Genomic DNA, 16,613 nt, shown 5'->3' with positions numbered 1-16,613 from the left:
AACACTGTGGCGAGGGGGCTTGCCCCCGTTCCAGTGCGTAGCACTGGCAAAATTTCGGAAACGCTCGAGAGCTTGGGGCCGCTTCGCAGCCCAACGGGGGCAAGCCCCCTCGCCACAGAAAAAATCGCAGCAATACCTGCTAGGTCAGTAAACCCATCCGCCGCTTGGCCCGCTGCACCGACCCATTACGCACCGCCCAGCGCAGCATCGGCGCACTGCGATTGACGCTGGCGCGGATCAGCTTGCGTTGCAGCGGGTTCTGGCTGACGCCGAGCATGTCGCTGGCCCAGTCCGGCAGCAGATCGATCCCGGCCTGCATCATCAGGCCGCCGAAAGGTTTGGCCAGGCGACTGGGGGAGGGGGCGTTCAGCAGCAGGCGCAGGACTTCCCGACTGCGTTCATCGCACAGCAACTGTGGACGGATGCGCTCAAGGTAGTCGGCTATTTCCTGCCGCGAACGGGGCACATCCCGGGCCCCGAGGCGCTCGGCGACCAGGGCGATTTCAGCGTAGTAGCGATCCTGATCGACCGGGGACAGGTGCGGGTTGCGATAGCGCAAATGCGCGGCGAGGAAGTTGCTGACTTCCGCCACATGCACCCACGTCAGCAATTGGGGGTCGCTGGCGGCGTAGGCACGTCCGTCCGGCGCCGTGCCGGTGATCTGCAAATGGATGGTGCGGACTTTTTCGATCAACCAGTCGGCATCCTGCCGAGAACCGAAAGTTGTGCCGGAAATGAACTGCCCGGTGCGGCGCAAGCGGCCGAGCATGTCTTCACGAAAGTTCGAATGGTCCCAGACCCCGGCCAATGCCAGCGGGTGCAGGGCCTGCAGCATCAGGGCGCTGATGCCACCGATCAGCATGCTGCTGAAATCGCCATGGACTTGCCAGCTCACCGAGTCTGGCCCGAACAGCCCGGGGTCGCCCTTGGGGTTTTCCAGGTCGAGTTTGCCCAGGGATAAACCGGTCAGGCTCATGATCTGGGTTTCGATGCGGGTGCGGATGAATTCCATGGTCACTCTGTAATTTTCTGTAGGCGCCGGCTCGCTCCTACAAAGGCCAGTACGTCATTGATTCAGGCGTTTATCGATCAAGCCTTGTACCACGCTCGGGTCAGCCAGGGTCGAAGTGTCGCCCAGGCTGTCCAGTTCGTTGCAGGCGATCTTGCGCAGGATGCGCCGCATGATCTTGCCTGAGCGGGTTTTCGGCAAGGCCGGTGCCCACTGGATCAAGTCCGGTTTGGCGAAACTGCCGATTTCCTTGCTGACCAGGGCCAGCAATTCCTTCTTCAGTTCCTCGTTGGTTTCGACGCCGTTCATGGGCGTGACGAAGACATAGATACCCTGGCCCTTGATGTCGTGGGGGTAACCGACTGCAGCGGCCTCGGCGATGCTCTCGTGCAGCACCAGGGCGCTTTCCACTTCGGCGGTGCCGATACGGTGGCCGGACACGTTGATCACATCGTCGATGCGCCCGGTGATCCAGTAGTCGCCATCTTCATCGCGCCGCGCGCCATCGCCGGTGAAGTAGTAGCCGGGGTAGGGCTTGAAGTAGGTGTCGACCATGCGTTGCGGGTCGCGATAGACACTGCGGATCTGCGCCGGCCAACTGGACTTTATGGCCAGTACGCCGCTGCCGGCGCCCTTGATTTCCTTGCCCTGCTCGTCGAGCAGCACTGGTTGTACGCCGAACATCGGTTGTGTCGCACAACCAGGCTTGATCCATTGCGCACTGACCAGCGGGCTGAGCATGATGCCGCCGGTTTCGGTCTGCCACCAGGTATCGACGATCGGGCAGCGCTCTTCACCGACCTCATGGAAGTACCACTCCCACGCTTCCGGATTGATCGGTTCGCCGACTGTACCGAGTAGCCTGACGCTGGCGCGGGAGGTTCCCTTCAACGCTGCGGGCCCTTCTCGCATCAACGAGCGCAGGGCCGTCGGGGCGGTATAGAAAATGTTCACCTTGTGCTTGTCGATCACCTGCCAGAATCGCGAGGTCGTCGGGTAGCTCGGCACGCCCTCGAAGATCAGCGTGGTCGCGCCGTTGGCCAGCGGACCGTAGACGATGTAGCTGTGGCCGGTGACCCAGCCAACGTCGGCGGTGCACCAGAAGACTTCGCCGTCGCGGTAGTCCAGTACGTACTTGAAGGTCATCGCAGCTTGCAGCAGGTAGCCGCCGGTGGTGTGCAGTACGCCTTTGGGTTTGCCGGTGCTGCCGGAGGTGTAGAGGATGAACAGCGGGTCTTCGGCGTCCATCGGCTCGGGCGGGCAATCGGTGCTGGCTTCGCGCAGGGCCTGCTGGTACTTGATGTCCCGTCCTTCGACCCAGTTCACTTGTACATTTCTGCGCTCGACCATCAGCACGGTGCTCACGTCCGGGCAGCTTTGCAGCGCCTTGTCGACGTTCTGCTTGAGTGGCACGGGCCTGCCGCCGCGCACGCCTTCATCGGCAGTGATCACGGTGCGGCAGTCGGCGTCGAGAATGCGGTCGCGCAACGAGTCCGGGGAGAAACCGCCGAACACCACCGAGTGCACCGCACCGATGCGGGTACAGGCCAGCATGGCGTAGGCCGCCTCGGGAATCATCGGCATGTAGATGCACACGCGGTCGCCTTTTTTCACGCCACGGCTTTTCAGCACGTTGGCCAGGCGGCAGACGTTTTCATGCAGTTTTTTGTAGGTGATGGAGGTGGAGTCGGCCGGGTCGTCGCCTTCCCAGATGATGGCGACCTGATCGCCGCGTTTCTCCAGGTGTCGGTCGATGCAGTTGTAGCTGACGTTCAGTTGCGCACCGGCAAACCAGCTGGCTTCACCGGTTTTCAGGTTGTAGCGCTGGACGGTTTCCCAGGGAGCACTCCAGTCGAGAAAGCGCGTGGCCTGTTCGGCCCAGAAGGTGCTGGGGTGTTCGACGGATTGGCGGTACAGGCGCTGATAGTCGTCTTGACTCAATTGTGCGGCCCGGCGGACGGCATCGGCTTTGGGGAACGTGCTGATATCGAACATGACGGTTCCTTATTCTTGTTTTGCGACAAAGATAAAGATGCGCCGAGAGGTCAAAGGGTTCAAGCCGTACACAAAACAACTGTGGGAGCGAGCCTGCTCGCGATAGCGTTGGGTCAGTCAACATCAAAGTCGACTGACAAACCGCATTCGCGAGCAGGCTCGCTCCCACAAGGTGCAGCAGGGCGGTGTCAGATTACCCGCGGTGACGACCACGGAAGTAATTGATCAGCCCTTGGGTCGAGGCGTCCTCGGCCGGGGTTTCTTCGCTGCCGACCAGGCGGTTGTAGACGCCTTTGCCCAGCTCTTTGCCCAGCTCCACACCCCACTGGTCGAAGGCATTGATGCCCCAGATCACGCTTTGCACGAAGACTTTGTGCTCGTACATCGCCACCAGTGCGCCGAGGCGACGCGGGCTGATGCGTTCGACCACCAGGGTGTTGCTCGGACGGTTGCCCGGGATCACCTTGTGCGGCGCGAGTTTCTGTACATCGTCTTCGCTCATGCCTTTGTCGCGCAGTTCGGTTTCGGCCTCGGGCAGGGTCTTGCCGAGCATCAGCGCCTGGCTCTGCGACAGGCAGTTGGCGTACAGCCACTGGTGGTGGTCGGACACCGGGTTGAAGCTGACGATCGGCACGATGAAGTCGGCCGGGATCAGTTGGGTGCCCTGGTGCAGCAACTGGTGGTAGGCGTGCTGACCGTTGCAGCCGACGCCGCCCCAGATCACCGGCCCGGTGTCGGTGGACACTGGCTTGCCGTCCTGGCGCACGCTCTTGCCGTTGGATTCCATGTCCAGCTGTTGCAGGTGCTTGGTGATGTTACGCAGGTAGTGATCGTACGGCAGGATCGCGTGGCTTTGCGCGCCCCAGAAGTTGCCGTACCACACGCCGAGCAAGGCCAGCAGCACCGGCATGTTCTGTTCGAACGGTGCGCTCTGGAAGTGCTGGTCCATGGTGTAGGCACCGGACAGCAATTCCTTGAAGTTCGACATGCCGATGGCCAGGGCAATCGGCAAGCCGATGGCCGACCACAGCGAGTAGCGCCCGCCAACCCAGTCCCACATCGGGAAGATGTTCTCTTCGCGGATGCCGAAGGCTACGGCGGCGGCGTTGTTGCTCGATACCGCGATGAAGTGGCGATACAGCTCGGCTTCCGAACCACCCTGGGCCAGATACCAGGCACGGGCAGCTTGGGCGTTCTTCAGGGTTTCGAGGGTGTTGAAGGATTTCGACGAGACGATGAACAGCGTGGTCTCGGCGCGCAGCTTCATGGTCAGTTCGTGGAACTCGCTGCCGTCGATGTTCGCCAGGTAATGGCAACGCACGCCTTTCTGGGCGTAAGACAGCAAGGCTTCGGACACCAGCTCAGGGCCGAGGAAGGAGCCGCCGATGCCGATGTTCACCACGTCGGTGATCGGCTTCTCGGTGTAGCCGCGCCACAGACCGTCGTGGATACGGCCGACGAGGTCGGTGATCTGGTTCAGCACCTTGTGCACTTCGGGCATCACGTTGACGCCGTTGACCGACAGCTTGTCGCCGACCGGGCGGCGCAGGGCCGTGTGCAGGGCCGGACGACCTTCGGAAGAGTTGACGATTTCGCCATCGAACAGCGATTTGATCGCGCCCTTGAGGTCGACTTCGTTGGCCAGGCCCACCAGCAGGTTGCGGGTCTCGGCGTTGATCAGGTTTTTCGAATAGTCGAGAAACAGGCCGCAGCTGCTGAGGGTGAATTGAGTAAAACGCTGCGGATCGGCATTGAAGGCTTCGCGCATGCTGAAATCCTGCATGGCTTGGCGGTGGTCATTCAACGCTTGCCAGGCAGGCAGAGCGGTAACGTCGTGAGGAGTGCGGTAATACGCCATCGCTGCGGGTTTCCTTATTACTTGAACGGCCTTTTGAACACTAAAAATCCCGGAGCGCTGCGGGTGGGCGTTCCGGTCAACTGCGTCGACACGATTTCATGGCGCAGGGCGACTACAGTAAACCCCGCGCAATGATCTGTCTTGACTTTGTCTGACCTGTTTCCGGTACTTTTTTAACATCGAAGTTAGGAATGGTCCGACAAACGGAAGAGACAGGCTTGGATCAGGCGACCTGGACCGGAATGGCGTTGCTGGTGTGGCTCAGTTCATTGCCCGGTGCCATGTAGAGCATGCGCGGCTTGAAGTTGAGCAGTTCGGCTTCGCTGTAATGAGCGTAAGCGCAGATGATCACGCGATCGCCAACCTTGGCCTTGTGCGCGGCGGCGCCGTTGACCGAGATCATGCGCGAACCTTCTTCGCCACGGATGGCGTAGGTGGTGAAGCGCTCGCCGTTGTCGACGTTGTAGATCTGGATCTGTTCGTACTCACGAATGCCGGACAGGTCCAGCCATTCACCGTCGATGGCGCAGGAGCCTTCGTAATCGAGTACAGCGTGGGTGACTTCGGCGCGATGCAGCTTGGCTTTGAGCATGATGGCGTGCATGAGTATTTCCCAGGTCGGAATCGAACGGCGGGCAGTTTGCCCGAAGGGGTTGTGGGCGGCAATACGGCTTGGAAACCGGCGCAGATTCCCTTGTAGGAGCGAGCCTGCTCGCTCCTACAGGTTTTTCGGTGTTCAGTTTGGCGCGTCGAGGTTCAGGTGCAGGTTGTCGATCAACCGCGTCGTACCGAGGAACGCCGCCGCCAGAATCACCAGGTCACGGTCCTGTGCCGTCGCCGGGCGCAAGGTCAGGGCATGGCGGATTTCCAGATAGTCAGGACGCAGGCCGGCTGCTTCGAGCTGTTTGATCTGGGTGCCGATCAGCGCCGGGTAGTCGCGATCGCCCTGCTTGATCGCTTCGCCGATCGCATTCAGCGTGCGGTAGACCACCGGTGCCACAGCGCGTTGCTCTTCGCTGAGGAAACCGTTGCGTGACGACAGCGCCAGGCCATCGGTAGCGCGAACAGTGGGTTCACCGATGATCTGGATCGGCATGTTCAGGTCATGAACCAGCGCGCGAATCACCGCCAGTTGCTGGAAGTCTTTCTCGCCGAAAATCGCCAGGTCCGGCTGGACCATGTTGAACAGCTTGCTGACTACCGTCGCCACGCCTTCGAAATGCCCCGGACGGCTGGCGCCGCACAGGCCTTCGGACAATTGCGGGACGCTGACGCGGGTCTGGCCGGCCATGCCGTCGGGGTACATCTCTTCAACAGTGGGGGCAAACAGAAGATGGCAACCGGCCTGGAGCAGTTTTTCCTGGTCGGCAGCGAGGGTGCGCGGGTACTTGTCGAGGTCTTCGCCAGCACCGAATTGCAGCGGGTTGACGAAAACGCTCGCAACCACGAAGTCCGCCCGTTGGGAGGCTTTGGTCACCAGCGCCACATGGCCGCTGTGCAGGTTGCCCATGGTTGGCACAAAGGCGATGCGCTTGCCTTCGCTACGGGCTCGGGCCACGGCGGCCCGCAGTTCGCGTACGGTTTTTACGGTGTTCATGCAGAGAATCCGTGTTCGATCCCAGGGAAAGTTGCCGCTTTGACTTCAGTCACGTAGGCATTCAATGCCGCTTCAATGCTGGTCTGGCCAGTCATGAAGTTTTTCACGAATTTTGGCACGCGGCCGGTAATGGACAGGCCCAGCATGTCGTGCAGAACCAGTACCTGGCCATCGGTGCGATTGCCGGCGCCAATACCAATCACCGGAATCTTCACCGCCTGGGTGATTTCTTCCGCCAGTTCGCTCGGGACGCACTCGAGCAGCAGCATTGCCGCGCCAGCCTGTTCCAGAGCAATCGCGTCGGCACGCATCTGCCGCGCCTGGTTTTCATTGCGGCCCTGGACCTTGTAGCCGCCCAGGATGTTCACCGACTGCGGTGTCAGGCCCATGTGCGCACAGACAGGGATGCCGCGTTCGGCCAGCAGGCGAATTGAATCGGCCAGCCACAACGCCCCTTCAACCTTGACCATGTGCGCGCCGGCCTGCATCAACAGGGCGCTGTTGGTCATGGCTTGCTCGGTGGTGGCGTAGGCCATGAAAGGCAGGTCGGCGAGGATCAGGGCATCGCTGTTACCGCGTTTGACGGCGGCCACGTGATAAGCCATTTCTGCAGTGGTGACAGGCAAGGTGCTGTCGTGACCCTGCAAAACCATGCCGAGGGAGTCGCCCACCAGCAGCACTTCGACACCGGCCTGGTTGCAGGCATGGGCGAAGGTCGCGTCGTAGCAGGTCAGCATGGTGATCTTTTCACCTTTTTGCTTCAGACCTTGCAGGGTGGTCAGGGTGATGGCTGGCATGAAAAGTTCCTCATTCAGGCGCTGTGGAAACTACTGCGAGTAACGCGCGTGATTCTTCGTTGAATACAGGCGCACGCTCTTTCGTCGTGCTTTTAAGGCCTGGATTGCGCCCTTGAACGCCGTGTTGGCGGCAGCGGGACGCCTATAGTCGTGAGGAGAACGAGGGAAGTCAATTGCGTGTGTTACCGCATTGTTACGGGTGGGGTGTTACCGGGGTAACTGATGCGATTCAGCAGCAGATGCCGCGCTCCCACAGGAGGATTTGTGTCACGTCGGGGGCAGGCGTTCCAGGCCGACGAACGGGCATGTCTTCAGCAGTTCGGCCAAGGTCCGGTCATCGGCCAGGCGCAGATCCGCGGGTGCCAGTTCCGCCAGCGGATATAGCACGAAGGCCCGTTCCTGCATGTGGTAATGGGGAATCTTGAGGCGCGGTTCGTCGATCAGGCGATCACCGAACAGCAAGATGTCGAGGTCCAGCGTGCGTGGCCCCCAGCGCTCAAGACGCTCGCGACCCTGGCCATTTTCGATGGCCTGCAAGGCATCCAGAAGGTCCAGCGGCGCCAGCGTGCTGTCGAGAGCAGCCACTGCATTGGTGTAGCGCGGTTGTCCGGGTAGCAGCGAGTCGCTTTGATAAAACGCAGAAACCCCGACCAGCTCCGTCTGCGGCAAGTGCGCCAGCGCCTCGACGGCGCTGCGCAATTGTTCGGCGGGGTCAGCCAGATTGCTGCCCATGCCGATGTAGATGCGTTCCATGGATTACTCGCCCGTGGTGCTCGAGGCGCCAGCGGCGCGTTTGCGCTTGGAACCACCGCTACGGCGACGCTTGCGCGGGGCGCCCGTGCCTTCGTCCTTGCCGCTGAGGTCGCGAATCATGTCGCGGCGCTCGCTTTCGTTGGCGTCCTGATAGTCCGTCCACCATTCGCCCAGGCCATCAGTCTGCTCGCCGGCGCTTTCGCGTAGCAGCAGGAAGTCGTAGCCGGCGCGGAAACGCGGATTGTCCAGCAACAGATCGGCACGCTTGCCGCTGCGGCGGGGCAGGCGTTCCTGCATGTCCCAGATCTCGCGGATCGGCATGGTGAAGCGTTTCGGAATCGCGATGCGCTGGCACTGTTCGGCAATCAGCTCGTGCGCCGCTTCCTGCATCGCCGGAATCGGCGGCATGCCACGTTCCTGCAGGCGCAAGACGCGGGCCGGCAGGGCAGGCCAGAGCAGGGCTGCAAACAGGAACGCCGGGGTCACCGGTTTGTTCTGCTTGATCCGCAGGTCGGTATTGATCAGGGCTTCGCTGATCAGGGTGTGGGTGTACGTCGGGTTGTATTCCAGTGCTTCGGCGCTGGCCGGGAACAGTGGATCGAACAACTGCAGGTCGACCAGCATTTCAAACGTATCGGCGGCATGGCCGGAGAGGAACAGCTTGAGTACCTCTTCGAACAGGCGGGCCGACGGGATCTCGCGCAGCATCGGCGCCAGGCCGCGGATCGGCAGGGCGCTGTGTTTTTCGATGCCGAAGTTCAGCTTGGCGGCAAAACGCACGGCCCGCAGCATCCGTACCGGGTCTTCCTGGTAGCGTTGCGTCGGATCGCCGATCAGGCGGATCAGGTGGTTGCGGATGTCGTGTACGCCGTTGGCGTAGTCGAGGATGCGCTCGCTGACCGGATCGTAATACAAGGCATTGATGGTGAAGTCGCGACGTTGCGCGTCTTCTTCCAGGGTGCCGTAGACGTTATCGCGCAGGATGCGCCCGCTTTCGTTGCGCGAAGACTGATTGCTGTCTTCCTCGTCTTCGTTCTGCGGGTGATTGGCGCGGAAGGTCGCGACTTCGATGATTTCGCGGCCGAAGTGGATGTGCACCAGCTTGAACCGGCGCCCGATGATTCGTGCGTTACGGAATTCGGCCCGTACCTGCTCGGGTGTGGCGCTGGTGGCAACGTCGAAATCTTTCGGTGTGATACCCAGCAGCATGTCGCGCACGCAACCGCCAACCAGGTAAGCCTGATAACCGGCGCTCTGCAGGCGTTCAACGATATTCACCGCGTAACGGCTGAATTGCGCCTTCTGCAGCGAGTGTTGGCCGCTGTTGAGCACTTCAGGCGTGCTGCGAATGTGTTGCGTAGGACGCTTGGGAGTACGGAATGACTGGAACAGCTTCTTCAGCATGGGATGCACTGTTTGAAGGAATATTCGGCCATAACAGAAGAATGACCGCATGATGGGCGGGGATTCTAGCATTTAGTCGGGGGATGGTGTAGGACACAGCAGATATGAGCTGTAGGCCGCAGGATGTAGGAGCTAGCTTGCTCGCGATGGACGGGTTGCGAAGCAGCCCCAAGCTCTTGAGCGATTCGGAAATCATGCCAGTGCTGCGCACTGGAACGGGGGCAAGCCCCCTCGCCACAAACCACAAGGGGAGCCGAAGCTCCCCAAGAAGTAGTTGCATGCTCTATTTTTATTTTTGGTTTCGGGCTTCTTGTTTTTGTTGAGTGCCCTCGCCATGAAGCTTTCCTTCATGACCCTCCCAATCGGGAGCCAAGAGCAAACGGATTGCTTTGGTCGCTGAATTGCAGTGATCTTCCGATCCAACCAGTACAGGCTCTGTCTTAAGACAGTTTTTTGTTGTTCTCGGCCTGGTCGTGGGGCAAGCCCCAAATACAACGCCTCTCCAAAAGAATCAGTTAGCTGCGCCTCTCGCCGTCTTGTTTTTATTGTGCGTGAGTCGATTCGTCTTATTTTTATTGTCTTGTGCATTGCTTGTTATTGTTCTTGTACCAAACATATAGCAGGGTGCGTGCCAACTTTTGCGAAACCCAATAAAACAAGGGGTTAGGCCGGTCGGCAGGTATTTCGAGGGCCAAAAAAAGCCGGGGCTTCGTTACCGTAAGCCCCGGCTTCTGTTACGTGAAAAAGCTGAGGTAACAGTTTTTTCACAATGTCACGTGTTACCCGCACATGAGACAGGAGCGGTTCAGCTTTCGCTGGCTACCCCGGTCTTGCGCCGCGGGATGCCCAGGCGCTGACGGCGCTCCCACAGGCATTTGCGGCTGACCCCGAGCTTGCGGGCCAACTCGGTTTCGGTCATGTGGTCCTGATGCTCGAGGACGAAATGCTGGAAATAGTCTTCCAGCGAGAGGTCTTCGGTCGGTTCGTGGTTGCTGTTACTGGTGTTGCCGTTGCCCTGTTGGGGCGCCAGGCCAATGAACTCCTCGTCTTCCAGGTCACCCAGTTCGATGTCGATGCCCAGTAGCTCGGCGGAAATTTCCGGGCTTTCGCACAGGATGACGGCGCGCTCGACGGCGTTTTCCAGTTCACGCACGTTGCCCGGCCAGGAATAGTGACGAATGGCTTGCTCGGCATCCGCGGCGAATTTCAGGTCGGTGCGGTTGATTCGCGCACTTTGCCGCGCCAGGAACGCATTGGCGATTTCGTTGACGTCCGCACCGCGTTCACGCAGGGCCGGCAGCTTCAGCGCGATAACGTGGAGGCGGTAATACAAGTCTTCGCGGAACTGGCCGATTTTCGCCAGGCTCTTGAGGTCGCGGTGAGTCGCGGCGATCAGGCGCACATCGACTTTTTGCGACTGCACCGAGCCCACACGACGAATTTCGCCTTCCTGCAATACGCGCAGCAAGCGAGCCTGGGCTTCCAGTGGCAGTTCGCCGATTTCGTCGAGGAACAAGGTGCCGCCGTCCGCCGCTTCCACCAGGCCGGCGCGCCCGGCGCTGGCGCCGGTGAATGCGCCTTTTTCGTGGCCGAACAGTTCGGACTCGATCAGGCTTTCCGGAATGGCCGCGCAGTTCACCGAAATCATCGGCGCCTTGGCGCGTTTGGACAGGTTGTGCAGGGCGCGCGCCACCAGTTCTTTACCGGTACCCGATTCGCCCTGGATCAGAACGTTGGAGTCGGTCGGTGCCACTTTGCGGATCTTGCCGTACAGGTCCTGCATCGGTGGGCACGAGCCGATAATACCGATTTCACCGTTGCTGTTGTCGGTACCGGATTTCGCCGCACCGTTGGCGGCTTTGCCGGCAACCGTTTCACCGCCGGCTTGTACTGTTTGTCGGTCACGCAGGATGCGTGCGGCCGCTTGCAGCATTTCGTCATGGTCGAATGGCTTGGCAATATAGTCCACCGCGCCCATTTTCATCGAATCGACCGCCGAGCGCAGGCTGGCATAGCTGGTCATGATCAGCACCGGCGTGCCTTGGGCGAGCTTGATCAACTCCGTGCCGGGCGCGCCCGGCAGGCGCAGGTCACTGATGATCAGGTCGAACGAGGGAATGGTGAAGCGTTCTTGTGCTTCCTGCACTGATCCGGCTTCGCTGACCTGGTACTGGTTACGTTCCAGCAGGCGGCGCAAGGCGGAGCGGATAATGGTTTCGTCTTCGACGATCAAAATGTGCGGCATTGATTCGATACTCTCGACGGTCTCAGTTCACAGCGGACGTCGCTTCGACATGACGCGGCAAGGTAACCCTGATTCGGGTGCCGCGTTGGCTTTGAACATCAGCCGGGCTGTCGATGGTGATTTGTCCATAATGCTCTTCAACGATGGAATAGACCAGTGCAAGGCCCAGACCGGTGCCTTCGCCAGGGTCCTTGGTGGTGAAGAAAGGTTCGAACAATCGGTCCATGATGCTCGACGGAATACCGCTGCCTTCGTCTTCCACGATCAGATCGACCGTGTGTTCGCCGGCTTCGCTCTTGACCCGTACCGCGCTGCCGGGAGGCGAGGCGTCACGGGCGTTTGACAGCAGGTTGATCAATACCTGGGCCAGCCGTTGCGGGTCGCCTTCGACCCAGTGATCGGGGTCGCACAGGTTGTAGAATTGCACTTCGAAATTGCGTCGGTTCAGGGCCAGCAAGCCGATGGCATCCTGTGCCACTTCGGCCAGACAGACGGGCTCGTCGCTGTGCTGATGGCTGCCGGCATGGGCAAAGCTCATCAGCGACTGGACGATGCGCGACACGCGTTTGGTCTGCTCGAGGATCTGGCCGCTGATTTCCTTCAGTTCGCCGTCTTCTTCACGTTCTTCGCGCAGGTTCTGCGCCAGGCACGCGATACCGGTGATCGGGTTGCCGATTTCATGGGCCACGCCGGCCGCCAGTCGACCGATGCTGGCCAGGCGCTCGGAATGCACCAGTTTGTCCTCGAGCATCTGGGTTTCGGTCAGGTCTTCCACCAGCAACACCAGGCCACTGTTACCCGGCGCGAGAGGTTCGTCGATCGCCGCTTTGTGCAGGTTCAGCCAGCGTGTCTGGCCGTCGAGGGCCAGGTGCTGTTTGTGCAAGTGCTCGTCCGGCAGATTGATGAAACCTTGCAGCAGGTCCTTCCATGGGTCGGCAATGGTACTCAGGCGCGAACCGACCACGCGTTGCGCGGCGATGCCGGTGAGTTCCTCCATGGCCTTGTTCCACATGAGGATCTCCTGATCCTTGGCCAGCGAGCAAACGCCCATCGGCAATTCCTGCAGGGTCTGGCGGTGGTAGCGGCGCAGGGCATCGAGTTCGGCGGCCAGGCCGGTCAGGCGCGAGTGGTAATCCTCGAGGCGGCTTTCGATGAAGTGAATGTCTTCTGTGACGTAGTTTTCGCCGCCGGCCTTGTACGGCAGGAACGTCTCGACCATGTCCTGGGCCACGCTCGGACCCATCAGGCCGGAGAGGTTGGCCTCGATGCGGTCACGCAAGCGACGCAGGGCATAGGGTCGGCGTTCGTCGAAAGGCAGATAGAGATCGCGCAGTGCCTGTTCCACTTCTTTCTGCGCCGCTTTTGCACCCAGTGGCTTGGCCAGTTGCGTGGCGAATTCCTGGGGTGAGGCGGCGTGCAGTTCCCGGCGTTGCGGGCGGCGAACGTTATCCACGGCGCAGGCTTCGGCAGCGCTGGCCTCTTCGGTGCTGGCATTGGTGAACAACGAGATCAGGGTGAACATCAGCACGTTGGCCGCCAGCGAGGCAATCGCCGCCATGTGCCAGCTAGTGTCGTCCAGTACGTAGATCATGTTCAGCAGCGGAATGTAGAAGCCTTGCAGGTTGCCGACCAGCGGCAACAGCATGGTCACCAGCCACACCAGGATGCCGGCCAGCAAGCCGGCGATGAAGCCGCGACGGTTGGCGGTCGGCCAGTACAGGACCGAGAGCACGCCCGGCAGGAACTGCAGCGTGGCGACGAAAGCGACGATGCCGAGGTTGGCCAGGTCCTGCTCGGCACCGAGCATCAGGTAGAAGCCGTAACCGGCCATGATGATCGCGACGATCAGCGCCCGGCGGGTCCACTTCAGCCAGCGGTAGATGTTGCCTTCTGCCGGTGGTTGATACAGCGGCAGCACCAGGTGGTTCAAGGCCATCCCGGACAGCGCCAGTGTGGTGACGATGATCAGGCCACTGGCGGCGGACAGCCCGCCGACATACGCCAGCAACGCCAAGGCCTTGTTGTTGGCGGCGATGCCGATGCCCAGGGTGAAGTATTCCGGGTTGGTGGTGGCGCCCAGTTTCAAGCCGGCCCAAAGAATCAGCGGCACCGCCAGGCTCATCAGCAACAGGAACAGCGGCAGGCCCCAGCTCGCACTGACCAGCGAGCGCGGGTTGAGGTTCTCGGTAAAGGTCATGTGATACATGTGCGGCATCACGATCGCCGAGGCGAAGAACACCAGCAACAGCGTACGCCACGGGCCTTCCTGCAAAGGCGTGTGCAGGGCGGCGAGCGCGGTCTGGTTTTGCAGTAGCCACAGTTCAAGCTGTTGCGGGCCGTCGAACACGCCGTACAGCGCATACAACCCGACACCGCCGAGGGCGATCAGCTTGATCACTGACTCGAAGGCAATCGCGAACACCAGGCCCTCATGCTTTTCGCGGGTGGCAATGTGGCGGGAGCCGAAGAAAATCGTGAACAGCGTAATCAGTGCGCAGAAGCTCAGGGCCACGCGATGCTGTACCGGCTCTTGGGTGAGGATGCCGATTGAGTCGGCGACCGCCTGAATCTGCAAGGCCAGCAGCGGCAGTACGCCGACCAGCATGAAAATCGTGGTCAGCGCACCGGCCCAGGTACTGCGGAAGCGGAAGGCGAACAGGTCCGCCAACGATGACAGTTGATAGGTACGGGTGATCTTCAGGATCGGGTAGAGCAGCACCGGCGCCAGCAGGAATGCCCCGGAAACGCCCAGGTAGCTGGACAGAAAACCGTAGCCGTACTGATAGGCCAGGCCCACGGTGCCGTAAAACGCCCAGGCACTGGCGTAGACACCCAGTGACAGGGTGTAAGTCAGCGGGTGGCGAATGATCGCCCGGGGAATCATGCCCCGTTCGCTGATCCAGGCCACACCGAACAGCACCGCCAGGTACGCGGCGCTGATCAGGATCATCTGGGTCAGGCTAAAGCTCATCGGCATCTTTTTGGCTCTGCAGGATGAAGGTCACGACGATCAGAATCAGCCAGAGCAGATAAGGGCGATACCAGGCGCCAGTGGCGTCGATCCACCAATCCATGATGGCCGGGGAAAACAGGTAAATCCCCACTACCAAAAGCAGGACCAAGCGATAGATGTACATCCCGGCCTCTCTTTTTTATGCGCGTGCCCGAAAACGTGCGGCGATGGTAACGGATGGGCGCGCCACTGCAAGTGCGATCACAATAGCTGTGCCTCGGGCAGGTTCAGTGTGCGCGGGATCAGTGAGGCATCCCAGTGGGCAATGCCCCAATTCAGCACTTCCCGTGGCGTGGCGTACGTCAGTTCGGTTCCAGGGTTCTGTCCCAGCGCCCGTAGCGCCCGCAGCAGCAGGGGCGTTGCCTGATCCTCGGTCAAAGGCGGCGAACGGTAGGACTTGCCGAGTTTGTTGCCATCAGGCTGGGTAATCAGCGGGATGTGCAGATAACGCGGTTGAGGCAGGCCGAGCAGTTCTTGCAGGTAGAGCTGGCGGGGCGTGGAGTCCAGCAGGTCGGCACCGCGAACGATATCGGTGATGCCCTGCCAGGCATCGTCCAGGACCACGGCCAATTGATAGGCGTAGAGCCCGTCGCGGCGGCGGATCACGAAATCGCCGACTTCCCGGCCCAGATGCTGGCGGTATTGGCCCTGCACTCGGTCGATGAAGTGGTACTCCAGTTCCGGTACGCGCAGGCGGATGGCCGCATCGTCAGTGTCATGGCCAGCATTGCGGCACAGCCCCGGATAAATCCCGTGATATGGCTCCAGCTGTTTGCGCGAGCAGGTGCAGGCATAGGCCAGGCCTTGATTGAACAGGCGATTGAGCACCTCTGCGTAGGCGTCGTGCCGCTCGCTTTGGCGAACCAGGTCGCCATCCCACTCGAAGCCATAGCTTTCCAGTGCCTTGAGAATGGCCGCCTGGGCACCGGGTTCCTCGCGGGGTGGATCAAGGTCTTCCATGCGCATCAGCCAGCGTCCACCCACCGAGCGTGCGTCGAGGTAGGAGGCCAGAGCGGCAACCAGCGAGCCGAAATGCAGATGGCCGCTAGGGGTGGGGGCGAAGCGCCCGATGTAGGGGGTGTTGGCGGTCATGGATGCATTCGGGGCCATACAAACATCAGAAACAAAAACGGAGCGTTCGCACGCTCCGTTCTTCGTTCAAGTCGCAATTATTTGCCGACTTGCTTTTCCTTGATTTCCGCCAGGGTCTTGCAGTCGATGCACAGGTCGGCGGTAGGGCGCGCTTCGAGGCGCTTGACGCCAATCTCGATGCCGCAGGATTCGCACCAGCCGTACTCTTCGTCTTCGATCAACTGAAGTGTCTTGTCGATCTTCTTGATCAACTTGCGTTCACGGTCGCGGGCACGCAGTTCGAGGGCGAATTCCTCTTCCTGGCTGGCACGGTCTGCCGGATCAGGAAAGTTGGCCGCTTCGTCCTTCATGTGGTCCACGGTCTTGTCGACACCTTCCATCAGCTCTTTTTTCCACTGATTCAGGACCTTGGTGAAGTGCTTTCGCATGGGCTCGCCCATGTACTCTTCGCCGGATTTCTGAACATAGGGCTCGAAGCCGCTGATCGTCTGGTTTTGCTGCTTTGCTTGGGTGGACATGAAATAGACCGCCTCTACTCTTGTAATCCATCTGCGCAGGATTGCTCCATCACCGACACCTGCCGGCCCTGCGGCTGCAAGCGGGCGAACTTACCAGATCAATTCGGGCCGCGCTACTCCCGGATGTGAAGCTCGCGGCACATGCTGCTTGCGAATGATGACAAACCGTTGTCTGGTGGCTCTGGAACTCTGCTCAATTATTGATTTTAGTCAAACCTTGCGCGCGCGCTTGAGTCGTTTGTGATCGGGGTTACAAGGCCTCTGACCGCTTTAGGTTCTCGCTCGTTCCTGCGCTTGGGTAGAATCGGTTTTTTTTTCGTTGAAGGAAGGCC

13 protein-coding genes are annotated in these 16,613 nt (G+C 60.5%); all 13 read right to left on the bottom strand.

Features of this window, described 5'->3' with window-relative positions; all coding sequences use genetic code 11:
• Positions 1–139 precede the first annotated feature (139 nt).
• Positions 140–1,012 (bottom strand): oxygenase MpaB family protein, encoded by an 873-nt coding sequence (locus AABM52_RS26315; protein WP_347909099.1) that lies wholly within the window; start codon positions 1,010–1,012, stop codon positions 140–142.
• 54 nt (positions 1,013–1,066) lie between these two features.
• Positions 1,067–3,004, bottom strand: coding sequence for an acetate--CoA ligase (gene acs / locus AABM52_RS26310; protein ID WP_347909096.1), 1,938 nt, complete (start codon positions 3,002–3,004; stop codon positions 1,067–1,069).
• Between the two features lie 193 nt (positions 3,005–3,197).
• On the bottom strand, positions 3,198–4,862 hold the full coding sequence (gene pgi / locus AABM52_RS26305; protein ID WP_347909094.1) for a glucose-6-phosphate isomerase: 1,665 nt from the start codon (positions 4,860–4,862) through the stop codon (positions 3,198–3,200).
• Between the two features lie 223 nt (positions 4,863–5,085).
• Positions 5,086–5,466 carry an aspartate 1-decarboxylase gene (gene panD / locus AABM52_RS26300; RefSeq protein ID WP_003228271.1) on the bottom strand — a complete coding sequence of 127 codons (381 nt, stop codon included), beginning with the start codon at positions 5,464–5,466 and terminating at the stop codon, positions 5,086–5,088.
• A gap of 132 nt (positions 5,467–5,598) precedes the next feature.
• Complete coding sequence (gene panC / locus AABM52_RS26295; RefSeq protein WP_347909092.1) at positions 5,599–6,459, bottom strand: pantoate--beta-alanine ligase; 861 nt, start codon at positions 6,457–6,459, stop codon at positions 5,599–5,601.
• The gene (panB, locus tag AABM52_RS26290) at positions 6,456–7,256 is read right to left on the bottom strand and encodes a 3-methyl-2-oxobutanoate hydroxymethyltransferase (RefSeq protein WP_095965623.1); all 801 of its coding nucleotides are present in this window, start codon (positions 7,254–7,256) and stop codon (positions 6,456–6,458) included. Before panB ends, panC begins: the two co-directional genes overlap by 4 nt.
• Positions 7,257–7,523: 267 nt before the next feature.
• Positions 7,524–8,009, bottom strand: coding sequence for a 2-amino-4-hydroxy-6-hydroxymethyldihydropteridine diphosphokinase (folK, locus tag AABM52_RS26285; RefSeq protein ID WP_347909090.1), 486 nt, complete (start codon positions 8,007–8,009; stop codon positions 7,524–7,526).
• Between the two features lie 3 nt (positions 8,010–8,012).
• Entirely contained in the window at positions 8,013–9,413 is a 1,401-nt protein-coding gene (locus AABM52_RS26280) for a polynucleotide adenylyltransferase PcnB (RefSeq protein ID WP_347909088.1), read from the bottom strand.
• A gap of 805 nt (positions 9,414–10,218) precedes the next feature.
• Complete coding sequence (locus AABM52_RS26275; protein WP_347909086.1) at positions 10,219–11,658, bottom strand: sigma-54 dependent transcriptional regulator; 1,440 nt, start codon at positions 11,656–11,658, stop codon at positions 10,219–10,221.
• Between the two features lie 22 nt (positions 11,659–11,680).
• Positions 11,681–14,635, bottom strand: coding sequence for an ATP-binding protein (locus AABM52_RS26270; protein ID WP_347909084.1), 2,955 nt, complete (start codon positions 14,633–14,635; stop codon positions 11,681–11,683).
• Complete coding sequence (locus AABM52_RS26265; protein WP_003176118.1) at positions 14,619–14,795, bottom strand: hypothetical protein; 177 nt, start codon at positions 14,793–14,795, stop codon at positions 14,619–14,621. The genes AABM52_RS26270 and AABM52_RS26265 overlap by 17 nt, the downstream gene beginning before the upstream one ends.
• 77 nt (positions 14,796–14,872) lie before the next feature.
• A complete protein-coding gene (gene gluQRS / locus AABM52_RS26260; RefSeq protein WP_347909082.1) occupies positions 14,873–15,763 on the bottom strand; it encodes a tRNA glutamyl-Q(34) synthetase GluQRS in 891 nt (296 codons plus the stop codon).
• Between the two features lie 77 nt (positions 15,764–15,840).
• The gene (gene dksA, locus AABM52_RS26255; protein WP_347909079.1) at positions 15,841–16,281 is read right to left on the bottom strand and encodes an RNA polymerase-binding protein DksA; all 441 of its coding nucleotides are present in this window, start codon (positions 16,279–16,281) and stop codon (positions 15,841–15,843) included.
• Positions 16,282–16,613 lie beyond the last annotated feature (332 nt).

The sequence above is a fragment of the Pseudomonas grandcourensis genome, assembly GCF_039909015.1.
GTDB classification, from domain to species: domain Bacteria; phylum Pseudomonadota; class Gammaproteobacteria; order Pseudomonadales; family Pseudomonadaceae; genus Aquipseudomonas; species Aquipseudomonas grandcourensis.
This window is presented reverse-complemented; position numbering and strand designations above follow the sequence as displayed.

Excerpts from the sequence above, each read along its gene's own strand:
- AABM52_RS26315 (WP_347909099.1), bottom strand. The coding sequence starts at position 1,012 with ATGGAATTCATCCGCACCCGCATCGAAACCCAGATCATGAGCCTGACC.
- acs (WP_347909096.1), bottom strand. The coding sequence starts at position 3,004 with ATGTTCGATATCAGCACGTTCCCCAAAGCCGATGCCGTCCGCCGGGCC.
- pgi (WP_347909094.1), bottom strand. The coding sequence starts at position 4,862 with ATGGCGTATTACCGCACTCCTCACGACGTTACCGCTCTGCCTGCCTGG.
- panD (WP_003228271.1), bottom strand. The coding sequence starts at position 5,466 with ATGCACGCCATCATGCTCAAAGCCAAGCTGCATCGCGCCGAAGTCACC.
- panC (WP_347909092.1), bottom strand. The coding sequence starts at position 6,459 with ATGAACACCGTAAAAACCGTACGCGAACTGCGGGCCGCCGTGGCCCGA.
- panB (WP_095965623.1), bottom strand. The coding sequence starts at position 7,256 with ATGCCAGCCATCACCCTGACCACCCTGCAAGGTCTGAAGCAAAAAGGT.
- folK (WP_347909090.1), bottom strand. The coding sequence starts at position 8,009 with ATGGAACGCATCTACATCGGCATGGGCAGCAATCTGGCTGACCCCGCC.
- AABM52_RS26280 (WP_347909088.1), bottom strand. The coding sequence starts at position 9,413 with ATGCTGAAGAAGCTGTTCCAGTCATTCCGTACTCCCAAGCGTCCTACG.
- AABM52_RS26275 (WP_347909086.1), bottom strand. The coding sequence starts at position 11,658 with ATGCCGCACATTTTGATCGTCGAAGACGAAACCATTATCCGCTCCGCC.
- AABM52_RS26270 (WP_347909084.1), bottom strand. The coding sequence starts at position 14,635 with ATGCCGATGAGCTTTAGCCTGACCCAGATGATCCTGATCAGCGCCGCG.
- AABM52_RS26265 (WP_003176118.1), bottom strand. The coding sequence starts at position 14,795 with ATGTACATCTATCGCTTGGTCCTGCTTTTGGTAGTGGGGATTTACCTG.
- gluQRS (WP_347909082.1), bottom strand. The coding sequence starts at position 15,763 with ATGACCGCCAACACCCCCTACATCGGGCGCTTCGCCCCCACCCCTAGC.
- dksA (WP_347909079.1), bottom strand. The coding sequence starts at position 16,281 with ATGTCCACCCAAGCAAAGCAGCAAAACCAGACGATCAGCGGCTTCGAG.